We start from the raw sequence: 21,285 nt of genomic DNA, 5'->3' as shown, positions 1-21,285 counted from the left end.
CGGGTTCGCACGCGGTGGAGAGAACCTGGGCCGCAGGGTTGCGGCGCAGTGGGGGCCCCCGCCCGCGGTGTGCGACGGGGGTGCGGATGCGGTGCTCACAAGTCGTTGCAGGATCGGGACGCGCTGCACCTGAACTGGCCGGCTGCACCGGGGGGTGGGGCCCCCTCGTCTGCAGCCGGAGGAATCGTGGCAGCAAACGAGCCGTTAATGACAGATGCATGCCACGGAATGGCCGATTCATTACCGAAACCGTATGCACGACGGTCCGTCAGTTGTGTTACCCCTTTGCGAACTCGTGAACACGGTTTTCATGGTCCGGGTAAAGTTCGATCACTTCCGGATGTCACTGACCAGCGCTCAGGGCTCCCGCCCGGCCCGGCGGGCGGCCGACAGCGCCCCGTGGGCGCGGCACATCACAGTTCCGGCCGTGCCAACGGCTGTTTCCGGCCACCTCGCGGCCAAAACGACACGGGTCCCGCGCCGCCACAACGGCGGTGCGGGACCCGTGAGTTCCGGTTACGGTCCGATCGGCTCCGGGATCACCCCTGGACGAACACCGCCACGGTGCGGCCGGGCACGGTGAAGGTGCCCGTCGCGGCCTCGAAACCGGACTGCTTGACCACCTGGTCCGTGCCGCCCGCCTGGACGGGGTGCAGGGCCTGGGCCGTCCCCTTCAGGGCCGCCACGGTCTGCGTCTGAGCCGTGGGCGTGGCGTTGAAGACCACGGTGACGCCCTTCTCCGCCCCCTTCAGCCCGGTGCCGTCCAGGTGCAGGGTGATCACCCCGGGCGTCTCGCCGGACGTGCCGGAGAGCGGGTAGGAGAGCCGCTGCTGGACCGCCGCCAGGGTGGGCAGCGAGAACAGCGGCGAGGACTGCTTGATCCGCAGGAACTGCTGGTACTGCGCGGCGGTCGCGCGGATGTCGGCCGCCCCCACGGTGAGCCGGGGGTTCGCCAGCAGGGACTTCGCGGTGGGCCACAGGTCCTTGTTGTCGGCCGCGGGCGGCAGCCCCCGCCCCCAGCCGTTGCCGTCCGCCGCGTCCCAGTGGATCGCGTTGAACCAGTCGCCCGAGTCGTAGGAGTTGGCGTCCAGCGACTTGGACCGCAGCTGGTCGCTGCCGGCCTGGGCGAAGCCCGCCCCCTGGGTGAGCGCGGTGAGCGAGAGCCCGAGCGCCTGCATCCGGGCCCGGTCGGCGGGCGCGGTGCCGGCCGGCAGCTTGTAGGCGAGCGCGTCGAACAGGTCGGTGTTGTCGTGGGCGTCCACGTACTCCACCGCCTCGCCCGGCACGGCCGCGTACCCGGTCGGGGCGCCGTTGTAGTCGACCTGGGCGCCGGTGACGCTCCGGCCCCGGCTGTCGGTGAAGGAGTACCCGGCCAGGTTGCCGGTCAGTCCGACCTTCAACTGGTCCATCTGGTGGAGCAGTCGGGCCTTCTGCTCGTCCGCGGTGCCGTTCGCGGGCGAGCCGTTCGGGTCGGTGTACAGGCCCGAGGCGAAGCCCTGCTGGGGTGCGGAGGAGAGCATGAAGTTGCCGCCGCGGGCGGCGTCCCGGATCCGGTCGTCGAAGGTCGCGATGCCGGTGCCGGCCATGTTGAGCTGGGTGGCCTGCTCGAAGCGGGCGCCGTTCGCGACGACGCCGAAGTTCCAGCCCTCGCCGTAGAGGAGGACGTTCTTCCCGTCCACGCCGTCGGAGTCGGGCGTCATCTTCCGCAGCGCGGCCTGCACGTCGAGCATGGTGGACTTCGGGTCCAGGCCCATCAGGTCGAAGCGGAACCCGTCGACCTTGTACTCGCGGGCCCAGGTCGTCACCGAGTCGACCACCAGCCGGTTCATCATGGCGTGCTCGGGCGCGGTGTCGGCGCAGCAGCTGTCCGTGGTGATCCTGCCGTCGGCGTCCAGCCGCTGGTAGTAGCCGGGCACCACCCGGTCGAGCACCGAGTGCTCGGCCTGACCGCCGGCGGCGGTGTGGTTGTAGACGACGTCCAGCACGACCCGCAGGCCGGCCTGGTGGATCGCCTGCACCATCCGCCGGAACTGCACCGTGCGGGCGGTGCCTTCGGGGTCCGTCGCGTACGAGCCCTCGGGCACGTTGTAGTGCAGCGGGTCGTAGCCCCAGTTGTAGGCGTCGTCGGCGGCGACCGCCGCCACGCACTCCTGCTGCTTCGAGCCGTCCGCCGGGAGGGACTTGAGGTCGCAGGCCGGCAGCTTCTGCTCGGCCCGGTTCTCCCGGATGGTGGCGATGTCGAAGGTCGGCAGCAGGTGGATCGTCGTCACGCCGGCCTTGGCGAGGTCCCGCAGGTGCTGCATGCCCGCGGACTGCGACTCGGTGAACGCCAGGTAGGTGCCGCGTTCGGCGGCGGGCACGGTGCCGTCCTCGACGGAGAAGTCGCGGACGTGCAGCTCCTGGATCTGCTGCTGGGCGGCGGGGACGGCCTTCGGGCGGGCGTGGTCGTCCCAGCCCTGCGGCTTGAGCGCCCCGGCGTCGAGATCGGCGACCAGGCTGCGCCGGGAGTCGGTGGACAGCGCGACGGAGTAGGGGTCGGTGACGGTGTTGACCACCAGCTGCTGCACCGAGGGCGCCCAGACCTTCACCTGGTACAGGTAGTACTTGCCGTCCAGTTCGGCCTTGTCGCGGACGACCTCCCAGACGCCGGTCTCGTCGTCCCGCTTCAGCGGGAGCGTCCGCGGGGTGCCGCCGGTGGCGCCGTCGAAGACCTGGACGGACACCTCCTGCGCGGTCGGCGCCCAGAGCGAGAGCGCCACCTTGCCGTCGTAGTACGCCGGCCCGAAGTCGACCTTCCCGGTCCGCCGGGCGTACAGGTCGTCCAGGACGCCGGGGGTCTGCACACCGGTGGCGGCGAGCACGGCGCCGCTGGGCAGGTGCTCGGTGAACAGCAGCTGGCTGCGCAGCGCCGCCGGGACGCGGGCGGTGTCCCGGGCGTCCACGGTGAAGGCCCGGTAGCCGGCCAGGTGCGGGAACGCGGCCTTCTGCGCCGCGGTCAGCCCGCCCTGGACGGGGGTGAGCCGGATCCACCGGCCGGGCCCGGTCAGCACGCCCTTGTCGGCCTTGATGCCGCCCGCGGGGTCGTAGACCAGCTGGGCGCTGGTCCCGCCGGCGAGGGCCTGGTCGCTCGCGCCGTGGTTCGCCGGGACGACGACGGTCCTCGCGTCGATCCACTGCGCCTTGGCGGTGCCGAGGTCGATCTGCGAGGAGGAGGCGGCGTTCTGCGGCAGCAGGTGGCCCTCGCGGCCGCCGAGGATCCAGATCTCGCGGCCGTCGACCGCGAAGTCCAGCGACTGGTCGGCGGGCAGGTCCTTGTCGTTGCCCTTGTGCAGGATGTAGCTGAGGCTGGTCGCGCCGGGGGCCAGCGGTACCTCGAAGACGGCGCCGAAGGCGTCGCGGCGCGCCGGCGTCAGCGGCTTGCCCCAGTCGGTGGGGGTGGCGGCGCCGGTCCAGTCGTGCAGGCCCCAGCCGTCGTAGTCGCCGTCGGCCCGGTTGTAGTGGATGACGGCGGTGTTCGCCGGCGGCGTGCCCGTCGGTCCGGGGTTCGCGGTGCGGACGGCCGGGTCGCCCTGGGCGAGCCAGACCTCACCGGTGCTGCCGACGTCGACGTGCCGGTCGGCGTCGACGTCCTTGACGCCGTTCTTCTCGACGATGAAGCCGACGTCCGAGGCGCCCGGCTTGAGCCGCACGTACGCGAAGGCGCCGTACGCGTCGCGGCCGGTGAAGGCGTGCCCGGCCGGCCACGGGGTGGATTCGCCGTCGGCGAGGTCGCCCCAGGCGTAGAGGTTCCAGCCGTCGTAGTCCCCGTCCGGGCGCTTGTAGTGGACGACGGCGTACGGGCGGGAGCCGGCCGTGGGCAGCGGCTTGGGGGCGGGGGTGCCGGTGGTGAAGCTCGCGGTGGCGGAGCGCAGCCGGCCGGCGGAGTCCTGCACGACGGCCTTGTAGCGGACGACCGTGCCGGGGGCGACGGCGCTCAGGTCCTGGGTGACGAGGTACTTCCCGGTGTCGGCGGTGCCCAGGGTCTGCCAGGGCCCGGTGCCGATCTGGGCGGCGAAGGTGACGCGGTCGAAGCCGCCGCCGGTCGTGGCGCCGACCGTGACGAGGCCGGTCGAGCCGTCCGCGGGTGGCTGCAGCGAGAGCTGCGGGCCGGCGGCGGGGGCGGCGAGCCGGGCGTCGGCCTTGAGGACGACCGAGGAGAGCGCGGGCACCGTGACGGTGACCTTGCGGTCCGCGCCGCTGGTGACCCGCTCCCCCGCCGAGGGGTAGATCCGGTCGAAGCCCGTCCCGGCCGAGAAGGTGTCGAGGGTGACGGTCTTCGCCTCGGTGGCGTTGTTGACCGCCACCAGGTACTCGACCTGCTGCCCGGCGTCGATCCGGGAGAAGGCGTAGACGCCGGGGCCGTCGGCCGCGTAGCGCTCGATCTGGGCGCCGTCGGCGAGGGCCGGGTTCTCCCGGCGCAGCGCGGCCAGGGCGGCGACGTCCCGGTAGAGCGGGCCGCCCTGTCCGTAGCGGTCTGCCGGGCCGGTGGCGCCGCCGAGCACGCGGTCGGTGTTGTAGGAGGGCGTGGCGGAGGCGAACACGTCCTGCCGGGCGTCCTTGTCGCCGCCCGCTCCGGTGAAGCCCTGCTCGTCGCCGTAGTAGACGACGGGCTGGCCGCGGGTGAGGAACTGCAGCTCGTTGCCGAGCCGGTCCTTCTTCAGCAGGGTGGCGTCGTCGGCGCCGGGGTTGTCGGCGAGCAGGAAGGAGCCGAACCGGCCCATGTCGTGGTTGCCGAGGAAGGTGGGCAGCTCGTAGGCGTCGGTGTCGGCCGTGGTGTAGCGGTAGTCCTGGCCGTAGACGTCGGCGAGGTTGCGGGCCGAGCCGCCCTGGGAGACGTAGGAGCGGGCCGCGCCCTGGAACGGGAAGTCCAGGGTGGCCTGGAGCCTGCCCTTGGTGACGTACGGGGAGGTGGTCGCCGGGTCGCCGGAGTAGACCTCGCCGAACATGAAGAACCGCTTGTTGCCCTGCTTGGCGGCGAAGTCCTTGAGAGCGGGGGCCCACTGCTGCCAGAACGCCATGTTGACGTGCTTGACGGTGTCGATCCGGAAGCCGTCCACGCCGGTGTCCTGGACCCACTGCTGGTAGACCTTCTCGAAGCCCTTGACCACCCTGGGGTTCTGGGTGTCGAGGTCGTCCAGGCCGCTGAAGTCGCCCTCGGTGGCGGACTCGCCGACGAAGGTCGAGTCGCCGCGGTTGTGGTAGAGCGAGGGGTCGTTGAGCCAGGACGGGGTCTTGGCGGTGGCGTCGGCGGGGGTGCGCAGGACCGGGGTGTAGGGGAAGGAGTCCTTGGTGATCCGCGGCCAGGGCGCCGCGGAGTCGGCGACCGCGGTCTCGTCGACGGGGTTGCCGTCGGCGTCGAGCGTCGGGTAGGCGCCGGTGGAGCGGTAGGCGTGCTGCTGTTCGGCGGCGTCGACGACGTCGGCGGTGTGGTTGGTGATGACGTCGAAGAAGACCTTGATGCCGCGGGCGTGGGCCTTGGCTATCAGTTCCTTGAGCTGCTCGTTGGTGCCGAAGTGCGGGTCGACCTGGGTGAAGTCGGTGATCCAGTAGCCGTGGTAGCCGGCCGAGGCCTGGTCACCCGTGCCCTGCACCGGCTTGTTCTTGAAGATCGGGGCCATCCAGATCGCGGTGGTGCCGAGGTCCTGGATGTAGTCGAGCCGCTGGATCAGGCCGGCCAGGTCGCCGCCGTGGTAGAAGCCCTTGTCGGCGGGGTCGAAGCCGTTGTCCATCCGCCCGCCGGTGATGCCGCCGGTGTCGTTGCGGGTGTCGCCGTTGGCGAAGCGGTCGGGCAGGACGAAGTAGAACTGTTCCCGGGTGAGGTCGTGCCGCCCGGAGGTGGCCGCCAGGGCGGCGTCCGAGGGCGGGGCCGGCGGGGCGGCGGCCAGGGCGGCGGGGGCGCCGCCGAGGGTGGCGGCGGTCAGTGCGGCGGCCAGCAGGACGGCCGTGCGGCCGGGTCTGCGTCGGTGGGTGCTCCGCGGCGGGTGGAGCCGGGCATCGGCCACTGAGGGTCTCCCTTAGGGGAAGGGCGATCGAGTTCCCTGGAAGCTAGCGGCCTGCAATATGTTTCAGCAAGATGCAGAAACCGTTTCGTCCCGGGAAAACGCAGGCCCCAGGCCCTCTCGACCACCCCGATTACTCCCTTCGAGCGGGCGGCGTGACAATGGGACGTATGTCCGTCCCACCGGTAGCCACCAGACCCGATCGCACCCCCTCCCCCGGTGGGAGCCGGCCCCTAGCCCTCAAGGGGGACAACCGGTGAAGAATCCACTGCCGGAGGATGAGCAGACGGCGACGGGAGGTCTGGCAGACTTCTCGACCATGGGGGAACCGACCGAGATCCAGCAGCGCCGCACCGAGCGCGCCGACGCGGCGCACGGCGACGGCTCCGACGCACGGCCGGCCTCCCCGGGGCGCCTGCCCGACGGAGCCACCCGCGCCGCCCGGTCCCGCACCGCCGTGCTGCGCGGCCGCATCCGCGACCAGCGCCGCTCACCGGCCCGGCCGAGGCTCTGGTTCGAGCTGGCCCTGATCGGGATCAGCTACTGGATCTACTCGATCGTGCGCAACGCCGTCCCCGAGCAGGCGACGACGGCCCAGAAGCACACGACGTGGATCTGGGACCTCGAACAGCACCTGGGCATCGCCGTCGAGCGCTCGATCAACCACGGCGTGGACAGCGTCGGGTGGCTCATCACCGGGATGAACTACTACTACGCCACACTGCACTTCGTCGTCACGATCGGCGTGCTGGTCTGGCTGTACCGGCGCCACCCCGGCCGCTACGCGGCCGCCCGCACGGTGCTCTTCGTCACCACCGCGATCGCCCTGGTCGGTTTCTACTTCTTCCCGCTGGCACCGCCCCGCCTGATGACCGACGGCGGGTTCATCGACACGGTGAAGGCCCACGGCACCTGGGGCTCGATGGCCTCCGGGCCCGCCGCCCACGTCTCGAACCAGTACGCGGCGATGCCCTCGATGCACATCGGCTGGTCGATGTGGTGCGGCCTGGCGATCTTCTTCCTGGCCCGCCGGACGTGGGTGCGGGTGCTCGGCCTGCTCTACCCGGCGGCCACCCTGGTGGTCATCGTCTCCACCGCCAACCACTTCTGGATGGACGCCGTCGGCGGCGAGATCTGCCTGGCCGTGGGCTTCCTCGCCGCCCGCTGGCTCTACCACTCCTGGGCGTACCGGCTGCCACAGGTGCCCGCCCGGGAGACGGCGGAGGAGCCGATCACCGTCCCGGAGCAGTGGAGCGAGCCCGCCGTCAGCAGCGCCCGGCGGTAACCGCCCGCCCGCACGACCCACCAGGAGGGGCCCCGACCGGGGCCCCTCCGGTGCGTCCGGGACCACCCGTGTCCTGGCGCCTCCGGGCTCACCCGTGGTCCTCGCGCCTCCGGGACACCCGTGGTCCTCGCGTCTCCGGGCTCAGCCGTAGAACAGCCGCTCCACCACCGCCCGGGCCCGCCGGGTGGTGCGCCGGTAGTCGTCCACCAGCTCCCCGCTGTGCCCGGCCCCGTACCCGAGGTAGCGGGCCACCCCCGCCAGCTCCCGGGCCTCCCCGGGGAAGCTGTCGCCCGGCCGGCCGCGCACCAGCATCACCGCCGACCGCACCCGGGACGCCAGCACCCAGGCCGCGTCCAGCACCTCCGCGTCGGCCGGATCGACCAGACCGGCCCCTGCGGCGGCCGCCAGCGCCGCCCTGGTCCGGGTGGTGCGCAGGGCCGGCAGCTCGTGCCCGTGCTGGAGCTGCAGCAGCTGCACCGTCCACTCGACGTCCGCCAGCCCGCCGCGACCGATCTTGGTGTGGGTGGTCGGGTCGGCCCCGCGCGGCAACCGCTCCGCCTCGATCCGCGCCTTGATCCGGCGGATCTCCATCAGGTCCCGCTCCGGCACCCCGGTGCCCGGGTAGCGCAGCGGGTCCACCAGCTGCCGGAAGCGGGCCCCCAGGTCCTCGTCCCCCGCCACCGGCTCGGCGCGCAGCAGCGCCTGGCTCTCCCAGGCGTGCGACCAGCGCCGGTAGTACGCCGCGTACGAGGCGAGGGTACGCACCAGCGGGCCGCTGCGCCCCTCCGGCCGCAGGTCGGCGTCGACCAGCAGCGGCGGCTCGGTGGACGGCGCGCCCAGCAGGGTCCGCAGCTCGTGGCAGACGGCCTGGGCGGCCCGGGCCGCGTCCTCGTCCAGCGAGCCGAGCAGCGGCTCGTGGACGAAGAGCACGTCGGCGTCCGAGCCGTAGCCCAGCTCGCGGCCGCCGAGGCGGCCCATCGCGATCACCGCGATCCGGGTCGGCAGGTCCCCGTGCTCGGCCTCCCAGCCGGCCACGCAGGCGCGCAGCGCGCCCTGCAGGGTGGCCGCGTTGATCGCGGTCAGCGCCTCCCCCGCGGCGTCCAGCGCCTCGGCCGGGTCCTCGCCGAGCCGGCCCAGGACGTCCGCGGCGGCGGTCCGGAACAGCTCCCGGCGGCGCACCGAACGGGCGGCCGCCACGGCCGCGGCGGTGGAGCCGGCCCGGCCGACGGCGGCCAGCACCTCCTGCTGCAGGGCGGCCCGGCCGCGCGGTTCCAGGCCCTGCGGGTCCCCCAGCATGGCCACCGCCTCCGGGGCCCGCAGCAGCAGGTCGGGGGCGAGCCGGCCGGCCGACAGCACCCGGGCCAACTGCTCGGCGGCGGCGCTCTCGTCCCGCAGCAGCCGCAGGTACCAGGGGGTGCGGCCGAGCGCGTCGGAGACCTGGCGGAAGTTGAGCAGACCGGCGTCCGGGTCGGACGAGTCGGCGAACCAGCCGAGCAGCACCGGCAGCAGGGTGCGCTGGATCGCGGCCTTGCGGCTCACCCCGGAGGCGAGCGCGCTGAGGTGGCGCAGCGCGGCGGCCGGATCCGCGTAGCCCAGCGCCTCCAGCCGGGCCCGGGCCGCGTCCGGGGTGAGCCCGGTCGCGCCCGCCGGCAGCTCGGCGACGGCGTCCAGCAGCGGCCGGTAGAACAGCTTCTCGTGCAGGCGGCGCACCTCCACCGCGTGCCGCTTCCACTCGCGCTGCAGCGCGGCCACCGGGTCCGAGCGGGTGTCGTCGTTGATCAGCCCGGCCAGCGACCGGGCCAGCCGGCGCTGGTCCTCCTCGCCGGTCGGCATCAGGTGGGTGCGGCGCAGCCGGTGCAGCTGGATCCGGTGCTCCAGCGAGCGCAGGAAGCGGTAGGCGGTGTCCAGCGAGGCGGCGTCCGCCCGGCCGACGTACCCGCCGCGGGAGAGCGCGGCCAGCGCCTCCAGGGTGTTGCCGCTGCGCAGCGCCCGGTCGGTGCGGCCGTGCACCAGCTGGAGCAGCTGCACCGAGAACTCGACGTCCCGCAGCCCGCCCGGGCCGAGCTTGAGCTGGCGGTCCAGCTCGGTGGCGGGGATCGAGTCGATCACCCGGCGGCGCATCTGCTGCACGTCGGTGACGAAGTTCTCCCGGGCGGCGGCCTGCCAGACCATCGGTGCGAGCGCCTCGACGTACGCGGCGCCGAGCTCGGCGTCCCCGGCGACGGGGCGGGCCTTGAGCAGCGCCTGGAACTCCCAGGTCTTCGCCCAGCGCTGGTAGTAGGCGAGGTGGCTGGCCAGGGTGCGCACCAGCGGGCCGTTGCGGCCCTCGGGGCGCAGGTTGGCGTCCACCGGCCAGATGGTGCCCTCACCGGTGGTGTCCGAGCAGAGCCGGGTCAGGGCCGCGGCCAGCCGGGTGGCGGCCCGGACCGCCTCCTGCTCGTCCACGCCCTCGCGCGGCTCGGCGACGAAGATGACGTCCACGTCCGAGACGTAGTTGAGCTCCCGGCCGCCGCACTTGCCCATCCCGATCACGGCGAGCCGGCAGGCCCGGGCCGCGTCCGGGTCCTGTTCGGCGGCGAGGTCCAGGGCGGTCTGCAGGGTGGCGCCGGCCAGGTCGGCGAGTTCGGCGGCGGTCTGCGCGAGGTCGGTGGTGCCGGTGAGGTCGCGGGCCGCGATGGCGAGCAGGCAGCGGCGGTAGGCCGTGCGCAGGGCGTCCGCCGGGGTGCGCGCACCCTGCCGACCGCCGTCCTGGACGCCCTCGGCGAGCGCGCGGCGGAAGTCCTCCGGGCCCGGGTGCATGTCGCGCAGCTCGAAGGTGACCAGCACGTGCCAGTCGTGCGGGTGACGGGCGAGGTGGTCGGCGAGCGCGGTGGAGACGCCGAGCACGCCGAGCAGCCGGTCGCGCAGCGGCTTGGAGGTGGTCAGGGTGTCGCGCAGGGTGTGCCGGTCCGCCTCGTCGGCGGCCTCCAGCAGCCGGGCCAGGCCGAGCAGGGCGAGGTCGGGGTCGGCGGTGGCACCGAGCGCGTCCAGCAGCACCGGGTCGTCGGCGAGGCCCTCCAGTCCCGGACCGGCCAGCAGCCGCACCGCCTGCGCCGGGTCGGTGAACCCGCGCCGGACCAGCCTGATCTCCGGCCGGCTGACCCGGCTCCCGGCCCGCTGCTCCTCCACCGCCATGGCCCCTCCATCCGTCCGCCCCAGCAGGTTACGCGCCCGCGCGGCCCGCCGCCGGGCGCGAGCGCCGGACGGCCCCACCGGGCGGGGAGCCACCCGGCGGGGGGGGCCGCCGGGGAGTCGCCCCCCCCCCACACGGGACGGCCCGCCGTCATCCGGTCGGACGACAGCGGGCCCCGGCCGTTCGACCGAACGTCAGCCGCTCACAGCACCTGCAGGTTCTTGCGCAGCTCGAAGGGGGTGACCTCGGAGCGGTACTCCTCCCACTCCTGGCGCTTGTTGCGCAGGAAGAAGTCGAAGACGTGCTCGCCGAGGGTCTCGGCGACGAGCTCGCTGCGCTGCATCAGGTCGATCGCCTCGCCGAGGTTCTGCGGCATCGGCTGGATGCCGAGGGCGCGGCGCTCGGAGTCGGAGAGCGCCCAGACGTCGTCGTCGGCGCCGGGCGGGAGCTCGTAGCCCTCCTCGATGCCCTTGAGGCCGGCCGCGAGGGTGACGGCGTAGGCGAGGTACGGGTTGCAGCCGGTGTCGAGGGAACGGACCTCGACCCGGGTGGAGCCCTGCTTGCCGGGCTTGTACATCGGCACCCGGATCAGCGCCGAGCGGTTGTTGTGGCCCCAGCAGATGTACGAGGGGGCCTCGCCGCCGGCGCCGGCGGTGCGCTGGGAGCCGCCCCAGATGCGCTTGTAGGAGTTCACCCACTGGTTGGTGACGGCGGCGGTCTCGGCGGCGTGCTTGAGCAGGCCGGCGATGAAGGAGCGGCCGACCTTGGAGAGCTGGTACTCGGCGCCCGTCTCGTGGAAGGCGTTGCGGTCGCCCTCGAACAGCGAGAGGTGGGTGTGCATGCCGGAGCCCGGGTGGTCGGAGAAGGGCTTCGGCATGAAGCTGGCGTGCACGCCCTGCTCCAGCGCGACCTCCTTCATGACCAGACGGAAGGTCATGATGTTGTCGGCGGTGGACAGCGCGTCGGCGTAGCGCAGGTCGATCTCCTGCTGGCCGGGGGCGCCCTCGTGGTGGGAGAACTCCACCGAGATGCCCATCGACTCCAGCATGGTGATGGCCTGGCGGCGGAAGTCGTGGCCGACGCCGCGCGGGGTGTGGTCGAAGTACCCGGACTGGTCGGCGGGGATCGGCGGGGTGCCGTCGCCGGGCAGGTTCTTCAGCAGGAAGAACTCGATCTCGGGGTGGGTGTAGAAGGTGAAGCCCTGGTCGGAGGCCTTCTCCAGGGTGCGCTTGAGCACGAACCTGGGGTCCGCGAAGGAGGGCGAGCCGTCGGGCATCAGGATGTCGCAGAACATCCGGGCGGTGCCGGGGGTCTCGGAGCGCCACGGCAGGATCTGGAAGGTGGTCGGGTCCGGCTTGGCGATCATGTCGGACTCGTAGACCCGGGCGAAGCCCTCGATCGCCGAACCGTCGAAGCCGATGCCTTCCTCGAAGGCCTGTTCCAGTTCGGCCGGTGCCACCGCCACCGACTTGAGGAACCCGAGCACGTCGGTGAACCAGAGCCGGACGAACCGGATGTCACGCTCTTCGAGCGTCCGAAGCACGAACTGCTGCTGCTTGCCCATGGGGACAGTCTCACCTCTGCTCTTTACGCTCGTGTTACGCCCGGAGAACCCTCGGGAGACCTCCGGAGGCGACTGCCCCCATCATGGCCGATCACCGGCCCGGACGGCAGCGCCGACCCCCGTTCCGCCCCCTCGGACCGCACATTGCGTCAGATCGACGATTACACTCGGGGCATGCCCAATCTCCGTCTCGCCCTGAGCCAGATCGACCCGTGGGTCGGTGACATCGCCCGCAACAGCGATGAGGTGGTGCGCTGGACCGAGCAGGCCGTGGCGGCCGGCGCCCAGCTGGTCGCCTTCCCCGAGATGGTCCTGACCGGCTACCCCGTCGAGGACCTCGCCCTGCGCCGCTCCTTCGTCGAGGCGTCCCGCACCGCGCTGGTCGGGCTGGCCGGGCGCCTGGCGGCCGGCGGACTGGGCGAGGTGCCCGTCGTGGTCGGCTACCTCGGACGCTCGGAGCACGCCTCGCCGCGCTTCGGCCGCCCGGCCGGGTCCCCGCAGAACTGCGCCGCCGTGCTGCACCGGGGCGAGGTGGTGACCCGCTTCGCCAAGCACCACCTGCCCAACTACGGCGTGTTCGACGAGTACCGCTGGTTCGTCCCCGGCGACCAGCTGCCGGTGCTGCGGGTGCACGGGGTGGACGTCGCGCTGGCCGTCTGCGAGGACATCTGGCAGGACGGCGGCCGGGTCACCGCGGCGCGCGAGGCCGGGGCCGGGCTGCTGCTGGTGGTCAACGGCTCGCCGTACGAGCGGAACAAGGACGACCAGCGGCTGGAGCTGGTCCGGCGCCGGGCCGCCGAGGCGGGCTGCACCCTGGCGTACGTCAACATGGTCGGCGGCCAGGACGAGCTGGTCTTCGACGGCGACTCGATCGTGGTCGGCGCGGACGGCGAAGTGCTGGCCCGCTCCCCGCAGTTCGAGGAGCACCTGCTGGTGCTGGACCTCGACCTGCCGGCCGCCAGCAGCGACCACACCGACGGCCTGCTGCTGAGCGACGGGCTGCACCTGGTCCGCACCGAGCTGGACGGCGGCCCGCGGGACGCACCCGCCCTCCCGGTGGCCGCCGGGGTCGCGCCGCGGCTGTCCGACGAGGCCGAGATCTGGGCCGCGCTGGTCTCCGGCACCCGGGCGTACGTCACCAAGAACGGCTTCCGGTCGGTGCTGATCGGCCTCTCCGGCGGCATCGACTCGGCGCTCGTGGCCTCGATCGCGGTGGACGCGATCGGCGCCGGGAACGTGTACGGCGTCTCGATGCCCAGCCGTTACTCCTCCCAGCACTCCCGGGACGACGCGGCCGAACTGGCCCGCCGCACCGGCCTGCACCTGCGGACCGTCTCCATCGCGCCGATGTTCGACGCGTACGTGGCCGCCACCGAACTGACCGGCCTGGCCGAGGAGAACCTGCAGTCCCGGCTGCGCGGCACGCTGCTGATGGCGATCTCCAACCAGGAGGGGCACATCGTGCTCGCGCCCGGCAACAAGAGCGAACTGGCCGTCGGCTACTCGACCCTGTACGGCGACTCGGTGGGCGCGTACGGGCCGATCAAGGACGTCTACAAGTCCCTGGTGTTCCGGCTGGCCCGCTGGCGCAACGAGGAGGCCGAGCGGCGCGGCGAGGTGCCGCCGATCCCGGAGAACACCATCTCCAAGCCGCCGTCCGCCGAGCTACGGCCGGACCAGAAGGACACCGACTCGCTGCCCGACTACGACCTGCTGGACAGCGTCCTGGACCGCTACATCGAGGGCGACGAGGGCCGGGACGCGATCGTCGCGGCCGGTTTCGACCCGGCCGTGGTGGACCGGGTGGTCCGGCTGGTGGACACCGCCGAGTACAAGCGGCGGCAGTACCCGCCGGGCCCCAAGATCTCGGTGAAGAACTTCGGCCGGGACCGCCGCCTGCCGATCACCAACCGCTGGCGGCGCGGCTGAGACCGTCCCGCGGACGGCGGCCGGGGCTACTGGAACCGGTAGGTGGCGGCCACCGCGAGGTGGTCGCTGCCGTCCTGGGGCAGGGTGCGGGAGTCGACCGGCTTGAGGCCGCCCTTGCTCATGATCTGGTCGATCCTGGCCATCGGGAAGGCCGCCGGCCAGCTGAACCCGAAGCCGTCCCCGGCGGCGCCCTGGGCCGAGCGCATCTGCGAGGTGACGGGCGCCAGGCTGCGGTCGTTCATGGTGCCGTTGAGGTCCCCGAGCAGCAGGACCTTCTTCACCTGCTCGGCCTGGATCGCGTCGCCGAGCGCCTGCGCGCTGACGTCCCGCTGGTGGACGGTGAAGCCGCCCTCGGCCTTCAGCCGCACGGAGGGCAGGTGCGCGACGTACACCGCGACCGGGCCCTGCGGGGCGGCGACCTGGGCCCGGAACGCCCTGGTCCAGCCCATCCTGAGGTCCACCGGCGAGACCCCGCTGATCGGGTACTTCGACCAGAGGCCGACCGTCCCCTCCACCGCGTGGTACGGGTACGCCTCGGCGAGCCCGGTCTCGTAGGAGTGCAGCGGCTTGCCGGCCAGTTCCTGGAGGGCGATGATCTGGGCGCCCGAGGCGACCAGCCCGCGGACGGTGCCGGGCACGTCGGTGTTGGCGGCGGCGACGTTGTGGCTGACCACCGTGAAGTCGCCGGAGCCGCCGTTCTTGTCGCTGAGCAGGCCGCCGAACAGGTTGAGCCAGATCGCGACGGGCAGCAGCAGGGCGATCAGCGCGGTGGCGGAGCGGCGCAGCAGCGCGGGCACCAGCAGCACCGGGACGGCCAGACCCAGCCAGGGCAGGAAGGTCTCCAGCAGGCTGCCGAGGTTGCCGACGCTGTTGGGGACCTCGGCGTGGAACGCCAGCAGGGCGGCGGTGAGCACGGCGAGTGCGGCGACGACCAGTCCGCGGCGCCAGGTGGTGCTGCCGCGGCCGTCCCGGCCCCAGTGCCGCAGGCCCAGGAATCCTCCGGGACGGTCGACGGGCTCCGGGGCGTCCTGCTCCCCCCGCTCCGCGGCCGTGGTCCGGTCGGTCCTGTCCGCCTGCGTCATCCGTGGCTCCCGCCTGTCGTGCCGTCCGCCGCTCCGGGGTCCGGCCCGCGGGTTCACGGGCGTGTGCCGGACCGGTGCCGGTTCGTTCGGATACCGGCTCAGCCTATGCCGGGACAGACGCGGGGCCCGGCGGAGCGGGTTCCGGCGCGGCCCTCTTTGGTGAGCCAGGCCACGTCGGGCGCCGCCGGGCGGTCGGTGGACGGTCGGCGGGCGGCCCGGCGGCGGGGGTCCGGGCGGTCGGTGGACGGTCGGCGGGGGTCCGGGCGCACGGGGGCCAGGGTGCCCGGGGTCAGGAGGCGGCGCGCGGCGCGAGGCCCTCCAGCAGTGAGTCGACCATGGTGCGGGCCAGGTCCGGGTCCTCCAGGTCGGAGTCGTCCCAGAGGATGCTGCGGTAGAGGATCGGGCCCATCAGCAGGTCGCCGAGCAGCTCCACGTCGAGGTCGGCGCGGAGCACGCCCTCGTCGACGGCCCGGCGGATGAGGTCGAGCGCGGCCTCCCGGCGCGGCCTGACCACCCGCTCGCGGTACACCTTGTACAGGTCGGGGAGGCCGTGCATCTGACCGAAGGCGGCCTTGAGCACCCAGCGGCTGCGCTTGGCGAGGCCGCGCCGGCGCATGTAGTCGACCATCTCGACCAGGTCGTCCCGGGCCGTGCCGCCGGTCGGCTCGGGCATCGGCACCTCCAGCCGGCTGACCACGTCGACCAGCAGGGCCTCCTTGTTGGGCCAGCGCCGGTAGATGGTGGCCTTGCCGACGCCGGCCGCGGTGGCGATGCCCTCGATGGTGAGGTCGGACAGCGTGGTGCCGCCCGCCATCAGGTCCTCGACGGCGGTGAAGATGGCCTGTTCGGCGGCCTCGCTGCGCGGTCGGCCGCGCCGGGCGGCGACGCAGGGTCGTGCGGTCCCTGCGGCCGGGGTGTCCGTCGTCATCCCCGCTGTTCTCCCTCGCTGTCCGCGTGGCGCGCGGGCGCCGCTCGTCGTCCGGTGGTGGCCCGTGGGCCGGGCCCGCGGGTGGCCGCCGCCCTGGACCACGGCCCCACCACCCGGGGGTTCATCCGGGTGGCAGGGCCCATTGTCGCTCAGTTCAACCGCGGATCAGGCGTCCGCGGGGACGGTCGGGCGGCTGTGGTCGGGCTGGTCGGCGCCCTGCCCGGCCGGTCCGCCGGGGGCGGCCGAGCGGCGCGGGAGCAGGAACCAGGCGATCAGGGCGCCGGCCACCGTGATGCCGGCGGACAGCGAGGCCACCACGTGCATGGCGCTGATGAAGGCGTCGTCGGCCGGGGCGACCAGGGCGGCGCCCTTCGGCCCCATCCGCCCGGCGATGGCCAGGGTGGCCTCCAGCGACTCGCCGGCCTTGTCGCGCAGCTCGGCGGGCAGCTGGTTCAGCGTGTCGGACATGTGGTCGCGGTAGACGGTGGAGAGCACCGCGCCGAGGACGGCGACCCCGAGCGAGCCGCCGACCTGGCGGAAGGTGTTGTTGACGGCCGAGCCGGCCCCGGCCTTCTCGCGGGGCAGCGAGCCCATGATCGCGACGGTGACCGGCGGCATGACGTGCGCCATGCCGGTGCCCATCAGCAGGCCGAGCACGATCAGCACCCAGATCGGCGTGGCGACGCCGAGCAGCGCGTAGCCGACGAAGCCGGCCGCGATCAGCAGCATGCCGACGGCGGCGGTGGCGGCGACGCCGAAGCGGTCGACGACCAGCCGGGCCCGCGGCGCGAACAGCAGCTGGGCGACGGCCAGCGGCAGCATCAGCAGGCCGGCCTGCAGCGCGCTGTAGCCGCGCACGCTCTGGGTGTAGAAGACGCCGAAGAAGGAGACGCCCATCAGCGCGAAGAAGACCACGCCGACGACGACCACGGAGGCGCTGAACACCTTGTTGCGGAACCAGGTGACGTCCAGCGCGGGGAAGCGGGTGCGGCCCTCGAACCAGACGAAGGCGGCCAGCGCCAGCAGGCCGACCAGGGTCGGGCCCCAGGCCTCGACGGCGGTGAAGTCGGCGAGCTCGCCGCCCTTGATGATGCCGTAGATCAGCGCGACCAGGCCGATGATCGACAGCAGCACGCCGACCGGGTCCAGCTTGCCCGGGTTCGGGTCCTTGGACTCGGGCACCAGGACCACCATCGCGATCACCGCGACGATCACGATCGGGACGTTGATCAGGAAGACCGAGCCCCACCAGAAGTGCTCGATCAGCACGCCGCCGGTGATCGGGCCGATGGCGATGGCCAGGCCGACCGCGCCGGCCCAGATCCCGATCGCCTTGGGCTGCTCGGAGCGCTCGAAGACGTTCATGATGATGGCCAGCGTGGCGGGCATCGCGAGGGCGGCGCCGACGCCCATCAGGGCGCGGTAGCCGACGAGTTCACCGGGCGAGGCGGCCATCGAGGAGAGCAGCGAGGCGATGCCGAAGACCACCATGCCGCCGAGCAGCGCGCGCTTGCGCCCGAAGCGGTCGCCGAGCAGGCCGGAGGTGAAGAGCAGCCCGGCGAAGACCAGCGTGTAGGAGTTGATCGACCATTCCAGGTCGCTCTGGCTGGCGCCGAGGCCGACCGGCGCGGGGGTCGCGATGGTCTTCATCGCGACGTTGAGGATCGAGTTGTCGAGGACGACGACGAGCAGGGCGAGCACCAGGGTGCAGAGGATCGCCCAGCGCCGACGGTGGATGGCTTCCGGCACGCGGGGTGGCGCGGCTGCGGTGGTCATTGGTCTTCCCGTCCGTGGTGGTGTGGCACTGGCGGGCAATTCCGAGCCATCGTCGTCTCGTAACCCCCCGCACCAGAGTAGCGGCCATTACGATACGAGACGACCCCGTTTCGTAAAATGAAGGCAAAGTCCGGGCACCCCCCCGGCCACCGGTGTGCCGTAGATCGCACCCGGTCGCACGCACGCCTCTTTGCGCCCGCGCCGGGGCGTGCAAGCATGGAGGTGATCCGGGGACGCCGCACGGCGCCACGAGACGACAACCCTTCAGGAGTCCGTTCCATGAACGCTTCTTCGCCTTCGCCTGCCCAGAACCAGGCGACCACCGCCTCGCTCTACGGCGGGGTCACCAACCGCCGCGTCACCGTCCGGGACCTCGCCGCCGCCAAGCAGCGCGGCGAGAAGTGGTCCATGCTGACCGCGTACGACGCCCTCACCGCCGGGGTGTTCGACGAGGCCGGCACCCCGGTCCTGCTGGTCGGCGACTCCGCGGGCAACTGCCACCTCGGCTACGAGACGACCGTCCCGGTGACCATGGATCAGATGGTGATGCTCTCCGCCGCCGTCGTCCGCGGCACCAAGCGCGCGATGATCGTCGCCGACCTGCCGTTCGGCTCGTACCAGGAGTCCCCGGCGCAGGCCATGCACAACGCGGCCCGGCTGATGAAGGAGGCCGGCGTCGGCGCGGTCAAGCTGGAGGGCGGCGAGCGCAGCGCCCGCTCGATCGAGCTGCTGGTCGAGGCCGGCATCCCGGTGATGGCGCACATCGGCCTCACCCCGCAGTCCGTGCACGCCTACGGCGGCTACCCCGTCCAGGGGCGCGGCGACGAGGCGGCGCACCAGCTGCTGCGCGACGCCAAGGCCGTCCAGCAGTCCGGCGCCTTCGCGGTCGTGCTGGAGGCGGTGCCGGCCGAGCTGGCCGCCCAGGTCACCGAGCAGCTGATGATCCCGACCGTCGGCATCGGCGGCGGACCGGACACCGATGCCCAGGTCCTGGTCTGGACGGACATGGCCGGGATGACGGCGGGCCGGGTGCCGAAGTTCGTCAAGCAGTACGCCAACCTGCGGGCCGTCCTCGGCGACGCCGCCCGCGCGTTCGCCGAGGACGTCCGCGGCGGCGCCTTCCCGGCGGAGGAGCACAGCTTCCACTGACGGCGCCCGCCCGGCCGGGCGAGCAGCAGGGCCCCGCTCCCGACCGGAGCGGGGCCCTCGTCGTCCCCGGACCCGACGCGCCCGGCCCGGCGAGCCCGCTCCCCCCGCTCCAGGCCCTCCCGGGGCGGCGGGCCGCACCGGTGACAGCGGCCCGACAGCGCGCTGACAGCGGCCCCGCCGGTCCGCCACCGCCACGACAGCCCGCTGACAGCCGGGCCGGACAACCTGGTGGCATGACACGAATCGCCACCGCCCCGAACGACCGGGGGAACGCCGTCGAGGTGCACGGCATCGTCAAGCACTACGGCAGCACCAAGGCCCTCGACGGGGTCGACCTGACCGTCCGCGAGGGCACCGTCCTCGGCGTGCTCGGCCCCAACGGCGCCGGCAAGACCACCCTGGTCCGGATCCTCTCCACGCTGATCAAGCCGGACGCCGGCACCGCCTTCGTCGGCGGCTACGACGTGCTGCGCCAGCCCAAGCAACTGCGCCGCACCATCGGCCTCACCGGCCAGTACGCCTCGGTCGACGAACTGCTGTCCGGGTACGAGAACCTCTACCTGATCGGCCGGCTGCTCGACCTCTCCAGCCGCGACGCCAAGGCCCGGGCCACCGAGCTGCTGGAGCGGTTCTCGCTCACCGAGGCCGCCAAGCGGTCCGCCAAGACCTACTCCGGCGGCATGCGCCGCCGCCTCGACCTGGCCGCCAGCATGATCGGCCGCCCCCGGGTGCTCTACCTGGACGAGCCCACCACCGGCCTGGACCCGCGCACCCGCAACGAAGTCTGGGACGAGGTCCAGCGGATGGTCGCCGAGGGCACCACCGTGCTGCTGACCACCCAGTACATGGAGGAGGCGGAGCAGCTCGCCGACGAGCTGACCGTCATCGACCGCGGCCGGGTCATCGCCAGCGGCGGCGTCACCGAGCTCAAGGCCCGGGTCGGCGGCCAGACCCTGCAGGTGCGCCCGGCGGACCCGGCCGACCTGCCGGAGATGACGCGCTGCCTGCAGGAGACCGGCATCGCCACCGCCACCTACTCCGCCGACACCGGCCTGCTCGCGGTGCCGCTCACCGACGACGGGCAGCTGACCACCGTCATCGGGGTGCTCGGCGGCCGCGGCTTCGCGATCGCCGGCATCGACACCAAGGTGCCCAGCCTCGACGAGGTCTTCCTCGCCATCACCGGCAAGCCCGCCGCCGCGGACACCGCCCTCAGCCTCGCCAAGGAGCCCGTCGCATGACCACCGCCACCGTCGCCCCCGCCCGGGTGGAGGACACCCGGATCGGCCTGGCCGGCACCATGCGCCACGTCGGTGCGCTGACCAGGCGCAACCTGATGCGGATCAAGGCCGACCCGGAGTCGATGTTCGACGCCGTCCTGATGCCGGTCATCTTCACCGTGCTGTTCGTCTACGTCTTCGGCGGCGCCGTCTCCGGGGACCAGGACGCCTACAAGCAGTACATGATCCCCGGCCTGCTCGGACAGACCGGGCTCACCCTCGCGATGGCCGTCGGCACCGGTCTGAACAGCGACTTCCAGACCGGGGTGATGGACCGCTTCCGCACCCTGCCGATCGGCCGCTCCGCCGTCCTGCTCTCCAAGATCGCCGCGGAGACCTGCCGGGCGCTGCTCTCCTTCGTCATCCTCATCGGCTTCGCGATGTGCATCGGCTTCGAGGTGAAGACCGGCCTGCCCGAGGTGGTCGCCGCCGTCGGACTCTCGCTGCTGTTCGGCATGTCGATCGTCTGGATCTCGATGCTGCTGGGCATGTCGCTGCGCAGTGCCCAGGCCGTCCAGGGCGTGTCCATGCTGGTCCTGATGCCGATGCAGTTCGGCAGCTCGATCTTCGCCCCCACCAGCACCATGCCGGGCTGGCTGCGCTCGTTCACCGAGGTCAACCCGCTCTCGGCGCTGGCCGACGCCTCCCGCGCCCTGCTCAACGGCCACGAGCCGGTGGCCCACCCGGTGATGATCGTGCTCGTCTGGTCGGCGGCCTCGACCGCGGTCTTCGCCCCGCTCGCCGTCGCCCGGTTCCGCAAGCGGACCTGAGCCGACGGCCCCGGAACGCCCGCCGCCCCCTCCCCCGGGCCCGGCGGACGACCGGCCGGCACCCGGGACAGGTGCCGGCCGGAGCACGGGCGGGCCGGCCGGTGACCAGGGGACGGGCACCGGCCGGCCAGGCCCTCGCCGCCAGGTGGCCCCGGGCCCGTTCGGCGGATTCCGCCGGGCGGGCCCCGGGCGCGCCCCGGCTGATCGGCTGGGGCGGGCCTAGGGCGTGTCTTTCGGATCACGCCAGGCGGTCGCCGCCGGGGCACGCACTCCCCCAGCCTTCGGCCGGGGGTACCCCCACGCCGGCTTCTC

Annotated in this window: 11 protein-coding genes; 5 read left to right on the top strand and 6 right to left on the bottom strand. The window is 73.0% G+C overall.

Annotated elements, in window-relative coordinates; genetic code table 11:
- Positions 1 to 539 precede the first annotated feature (539 nt).
- Positions 540 to 6,041, bottom strand: a complete 5,502-nt coding sequence (pulA, locus tag ACIA8Q_RS18265; protein ID WP_360207610.1) for a pullulanase-type alpha-1,6-glucosidase — start codon at positions 6,039 to 6,041, stop codon at positions 540 to 542.
- Positions 6,042 to 6,357: 316 nt separating this feature from the next.
- On the opposite strand from pulA, the gene ACIA8Q_RS18260 reads away from it, so the two are divergent.
- Positions 6,358 to 7,323 (top strand): phosphatase PAP2 family protein, encoded by a 966-nt coding sequence (locus ACIA8Q_RS18260; protein WP_360207612.1) that lies wholly within the window; start codon positions 6,358 to 6,360, stop codon positions 7,321 to 7,323.
- Positions 7,324 to 7,464: 141 nt separating this feature from the next.
- Here the strand turns inward: ACIA8Q_RS18260 and ACIA8Q_RS18255 are convergent, their stop codons facing one another.
- A complete protein-coding gene (locus ACIA8Q_RS18255) occupies positions 7,465 to 10,497 on the bottom strand; it encodes a bifunctional [glutamine synthetase] adenylyltransferase/[glutamine synthetase]-adenylyl-L-tyrosine phosphorylase (RefSeq protein ID WP_360207615.1) in 3,033 nt (1,010 codons plus the stop codon).
- Between the two features lie 200 nt (positions 10,498 to 10,697).
- Positions 10,698 to 12,059: a glutamine synthetase family protein gene (locus ACIA8Q_RS18250; protein WP_360214608.1), complete on the bottom strand. Its 1,362-nt coding sequence runs from the start codon at positions 12,057 to 12,059 to the stop codon at positions 10,698 to 10,700.
- A gap of 174 nt (positions 12,060 to 12,233) precedes the next feature.
- Here ACIA8Q_RS18250 and ACIA8Q_RS18245 point away from each other — a divergent pair, with 174 nt between their 5' ends.
- Positions 12,234 to 13,988, top strand: coding sequence for an NAD+ synthase (locus tag ACIA8Q_RS18245; protein ID WP_360214606.1), 1,755 nt, complete (start codon positions 12,234 to 12,236; stop codon positions 13,986 to 13,988).
- Between the two features lie 26 nt (positions 13,989 to 14,014).
- On the opposite strand, the gene ACIA8Q_RS18240 is transcribed toward ACIA8Q_RS18245, so the two are convergent.
- The 3 genes from ACIA8Q_RS18240 to ACIA8Q_RS18230 all read right to left on the bottom strand — a co-directional run bounded on the left by ACIA8Q_RS18240 (position 14,015) and on the right by ACIA8Q_RS18230 (position 17,774).
- A complete protein-coding gene (locus ACIA8Q_RS18240) occupies positions 14,015 to 15,070 on the bottom strand; it encodes an endonuclease/exonuclease/phosphatase family protein (RefSeq protein ID WP_360214604.1) in 1,056 nt (351 codons plus the stop codon).
- A 289-nt stretch (positions 15,071 to 15,359) separates the two neighbouring features.
- A complete protein-coding gene (locus tag ACIA8Q_RS18235; protein WP_360214602.1) occupies positions 15,360 to 15,998 on the bottom strand; it encodes a TetR/AcrR family transcriptional regulator in 639 nt (212 codons plus the stop codon).
- Between the two features lie 165 nt (positions 15,999 to 16,163).
- A complete protein-coding gene (locus ACIA8Q_RS18230; RefSeq protein WP_360214600.1) occupies positions 16,164 to 17,774 on the bottom strand; it encodes an MFS transporter in 1,611 nt (536 codons plus the stop codon).
- Between the two features lie 279 nt (positions 17,775 to 18,053).
- On the opposite strand from ACIA8Q_RS18230, the gene panB reads away from it, so the two are divergent.
- The 3 genes from panB to ACIA8Q_RS18215 all read left to right on the top strand — a co-directional run bounded on the left by panB (position 18,054) and on the right by ACIA8Q_RS18215 (position 20,973).
- On the top strand, positions 18,054 to 18,923 hold the full coding sequence (gene panB / locus ACIA8Q_RS18225; RefSeq protein ID WP_360214598.1) for a 3-methyl-2-oxobutanoate hydroxymethyltransferase: 870 nt from the start codon (positions 18,054 to 18,056) through the stop codon (positions 18,921 to 18,923).
- Positions 18,924 to 19,156: 233 nt separating this feature from the next.
- Positions 19,157 to 20,164 (top strand): ATP-binding cassette domain-containing protein, encoded by a 1,008-nt coding sequence (locus tag ACIA8Q_RS18220; protein WP_360214596.1) that lies wholly within the window; start codon positions 19,157 to 19,159, stop codon positions 20,162 to 20,164.
- The gene (locus tag ACIA8Q_RS18215) at positions 20,161 to 20,973 is read left to right on the top strand and encodes an ABC transporter permease (RefSeq protein ID WP_360214594.1); all 813 of its coding nucleotides are present in this window, start codon (positions 20,161 to 20,163) and stop codon (positions 20,971 to 20,973) included. The genes ACIA8Q_RS18220 and ACIA8Q_RS18215 overlap by 4 nt, the downstream gene beginning before the upstream one ends.
- Positions 20,974 to 21,285: the final 312 nt, after the last annotated feature.

Source organism: Kitasatospora sp. NPDC051705, from assembly GCF_044453265.1.
Lineage (GTDB): Bacteria > Actinomycetota > Actinomycetes > Streptomycetales > Streptomycetaceae > Kitasatospora.
The sequence above is the reverse complement of the archived record's forward strand: the minus strand, read 5'-3'. Positions and strand labels throughout refer to the sequence as shown.

What these genes read in the sequence shown, in the direction of transcription:
- ACIA8Q_RS18260 (WP_360207612.1), top strand. Translation starts at nt 6,358, where the DNA reads ATGGGGGAACCGACCGAGATCCAGCAGCGCCGCACCGAGCGCGCCGAC.
- ACIA8Q_RS18255 (WP_360207615.1), bottom strand. Translation starts at nt 10,497, where the DNA reads ATGGCGGTGGAGGAGCAGCGGGCCGGGAGCCGGGTCAGCCGGCCGGAG.
- ACIA8Q_RS18250 (WP_360214608.1), bottom strand. Translation starts at nt 12,059, where the DNA reads ATGGGCAAGCAGCAGCAGTTCGTGCTTCGGACGCTCGAAGAGCGTGAC.
- ACIA8Q_RS18245 (WP_360214606.1), top strand. Translation starts at nt 12,234, where the DNA reads ATGCCCAATCTCCGTCTCGCCCTGAGCCAGATCGACCCGTGGGTCGGT.
- ACIA8Q_RS18240 (WP_360214604.1), bottom strand. Translation starts at nt 15,070, where the DNA reads ATGACGCAGGCGGACAGGACCGACCGGACCACGGCCGCGGAGCGGGGG.
- ACIA8Q_RS18235 (WP_360214602.1), bottom strand. Translation starts at nt 15,998, where the DNA reads ATGACGACGGACACCCCGGCCGCAGGGACCGCACGACCCTGCGTCGCC.
- ACIA8Q_RS18230 (WP_360214600.1), bottom strand. Translation starts at nt 17,774, where the DNA reads ATGACCACCGCAGCCGCGCCACCCCGCGTGCCGGAAGCCATCCACCGT.
- panB (WP_360214598.1), top strand. Translation starts at nt 18,054, where the DNA reads ATGAACGCTTCTTCGCCTTCGCCTGCCCAGAACCAGGCGACCACCGCC.
- ACIA8Q_RS18220 (WP_360214596.1), top strand. Translation starts at nt 19,157, where the DNA reads ATGACACGAATCGCCACCGCCCCGAACGACCGGGGGAACGCCGTCGAG.
- ACIA8Q_RS18215 (WP_360214594.1), top strand. Translation starts at nt 20,161, where the DNA reads ATGACCACCGCCACCGTCGCCCCCGCCCGGGTGGAGGACACCCGGATC.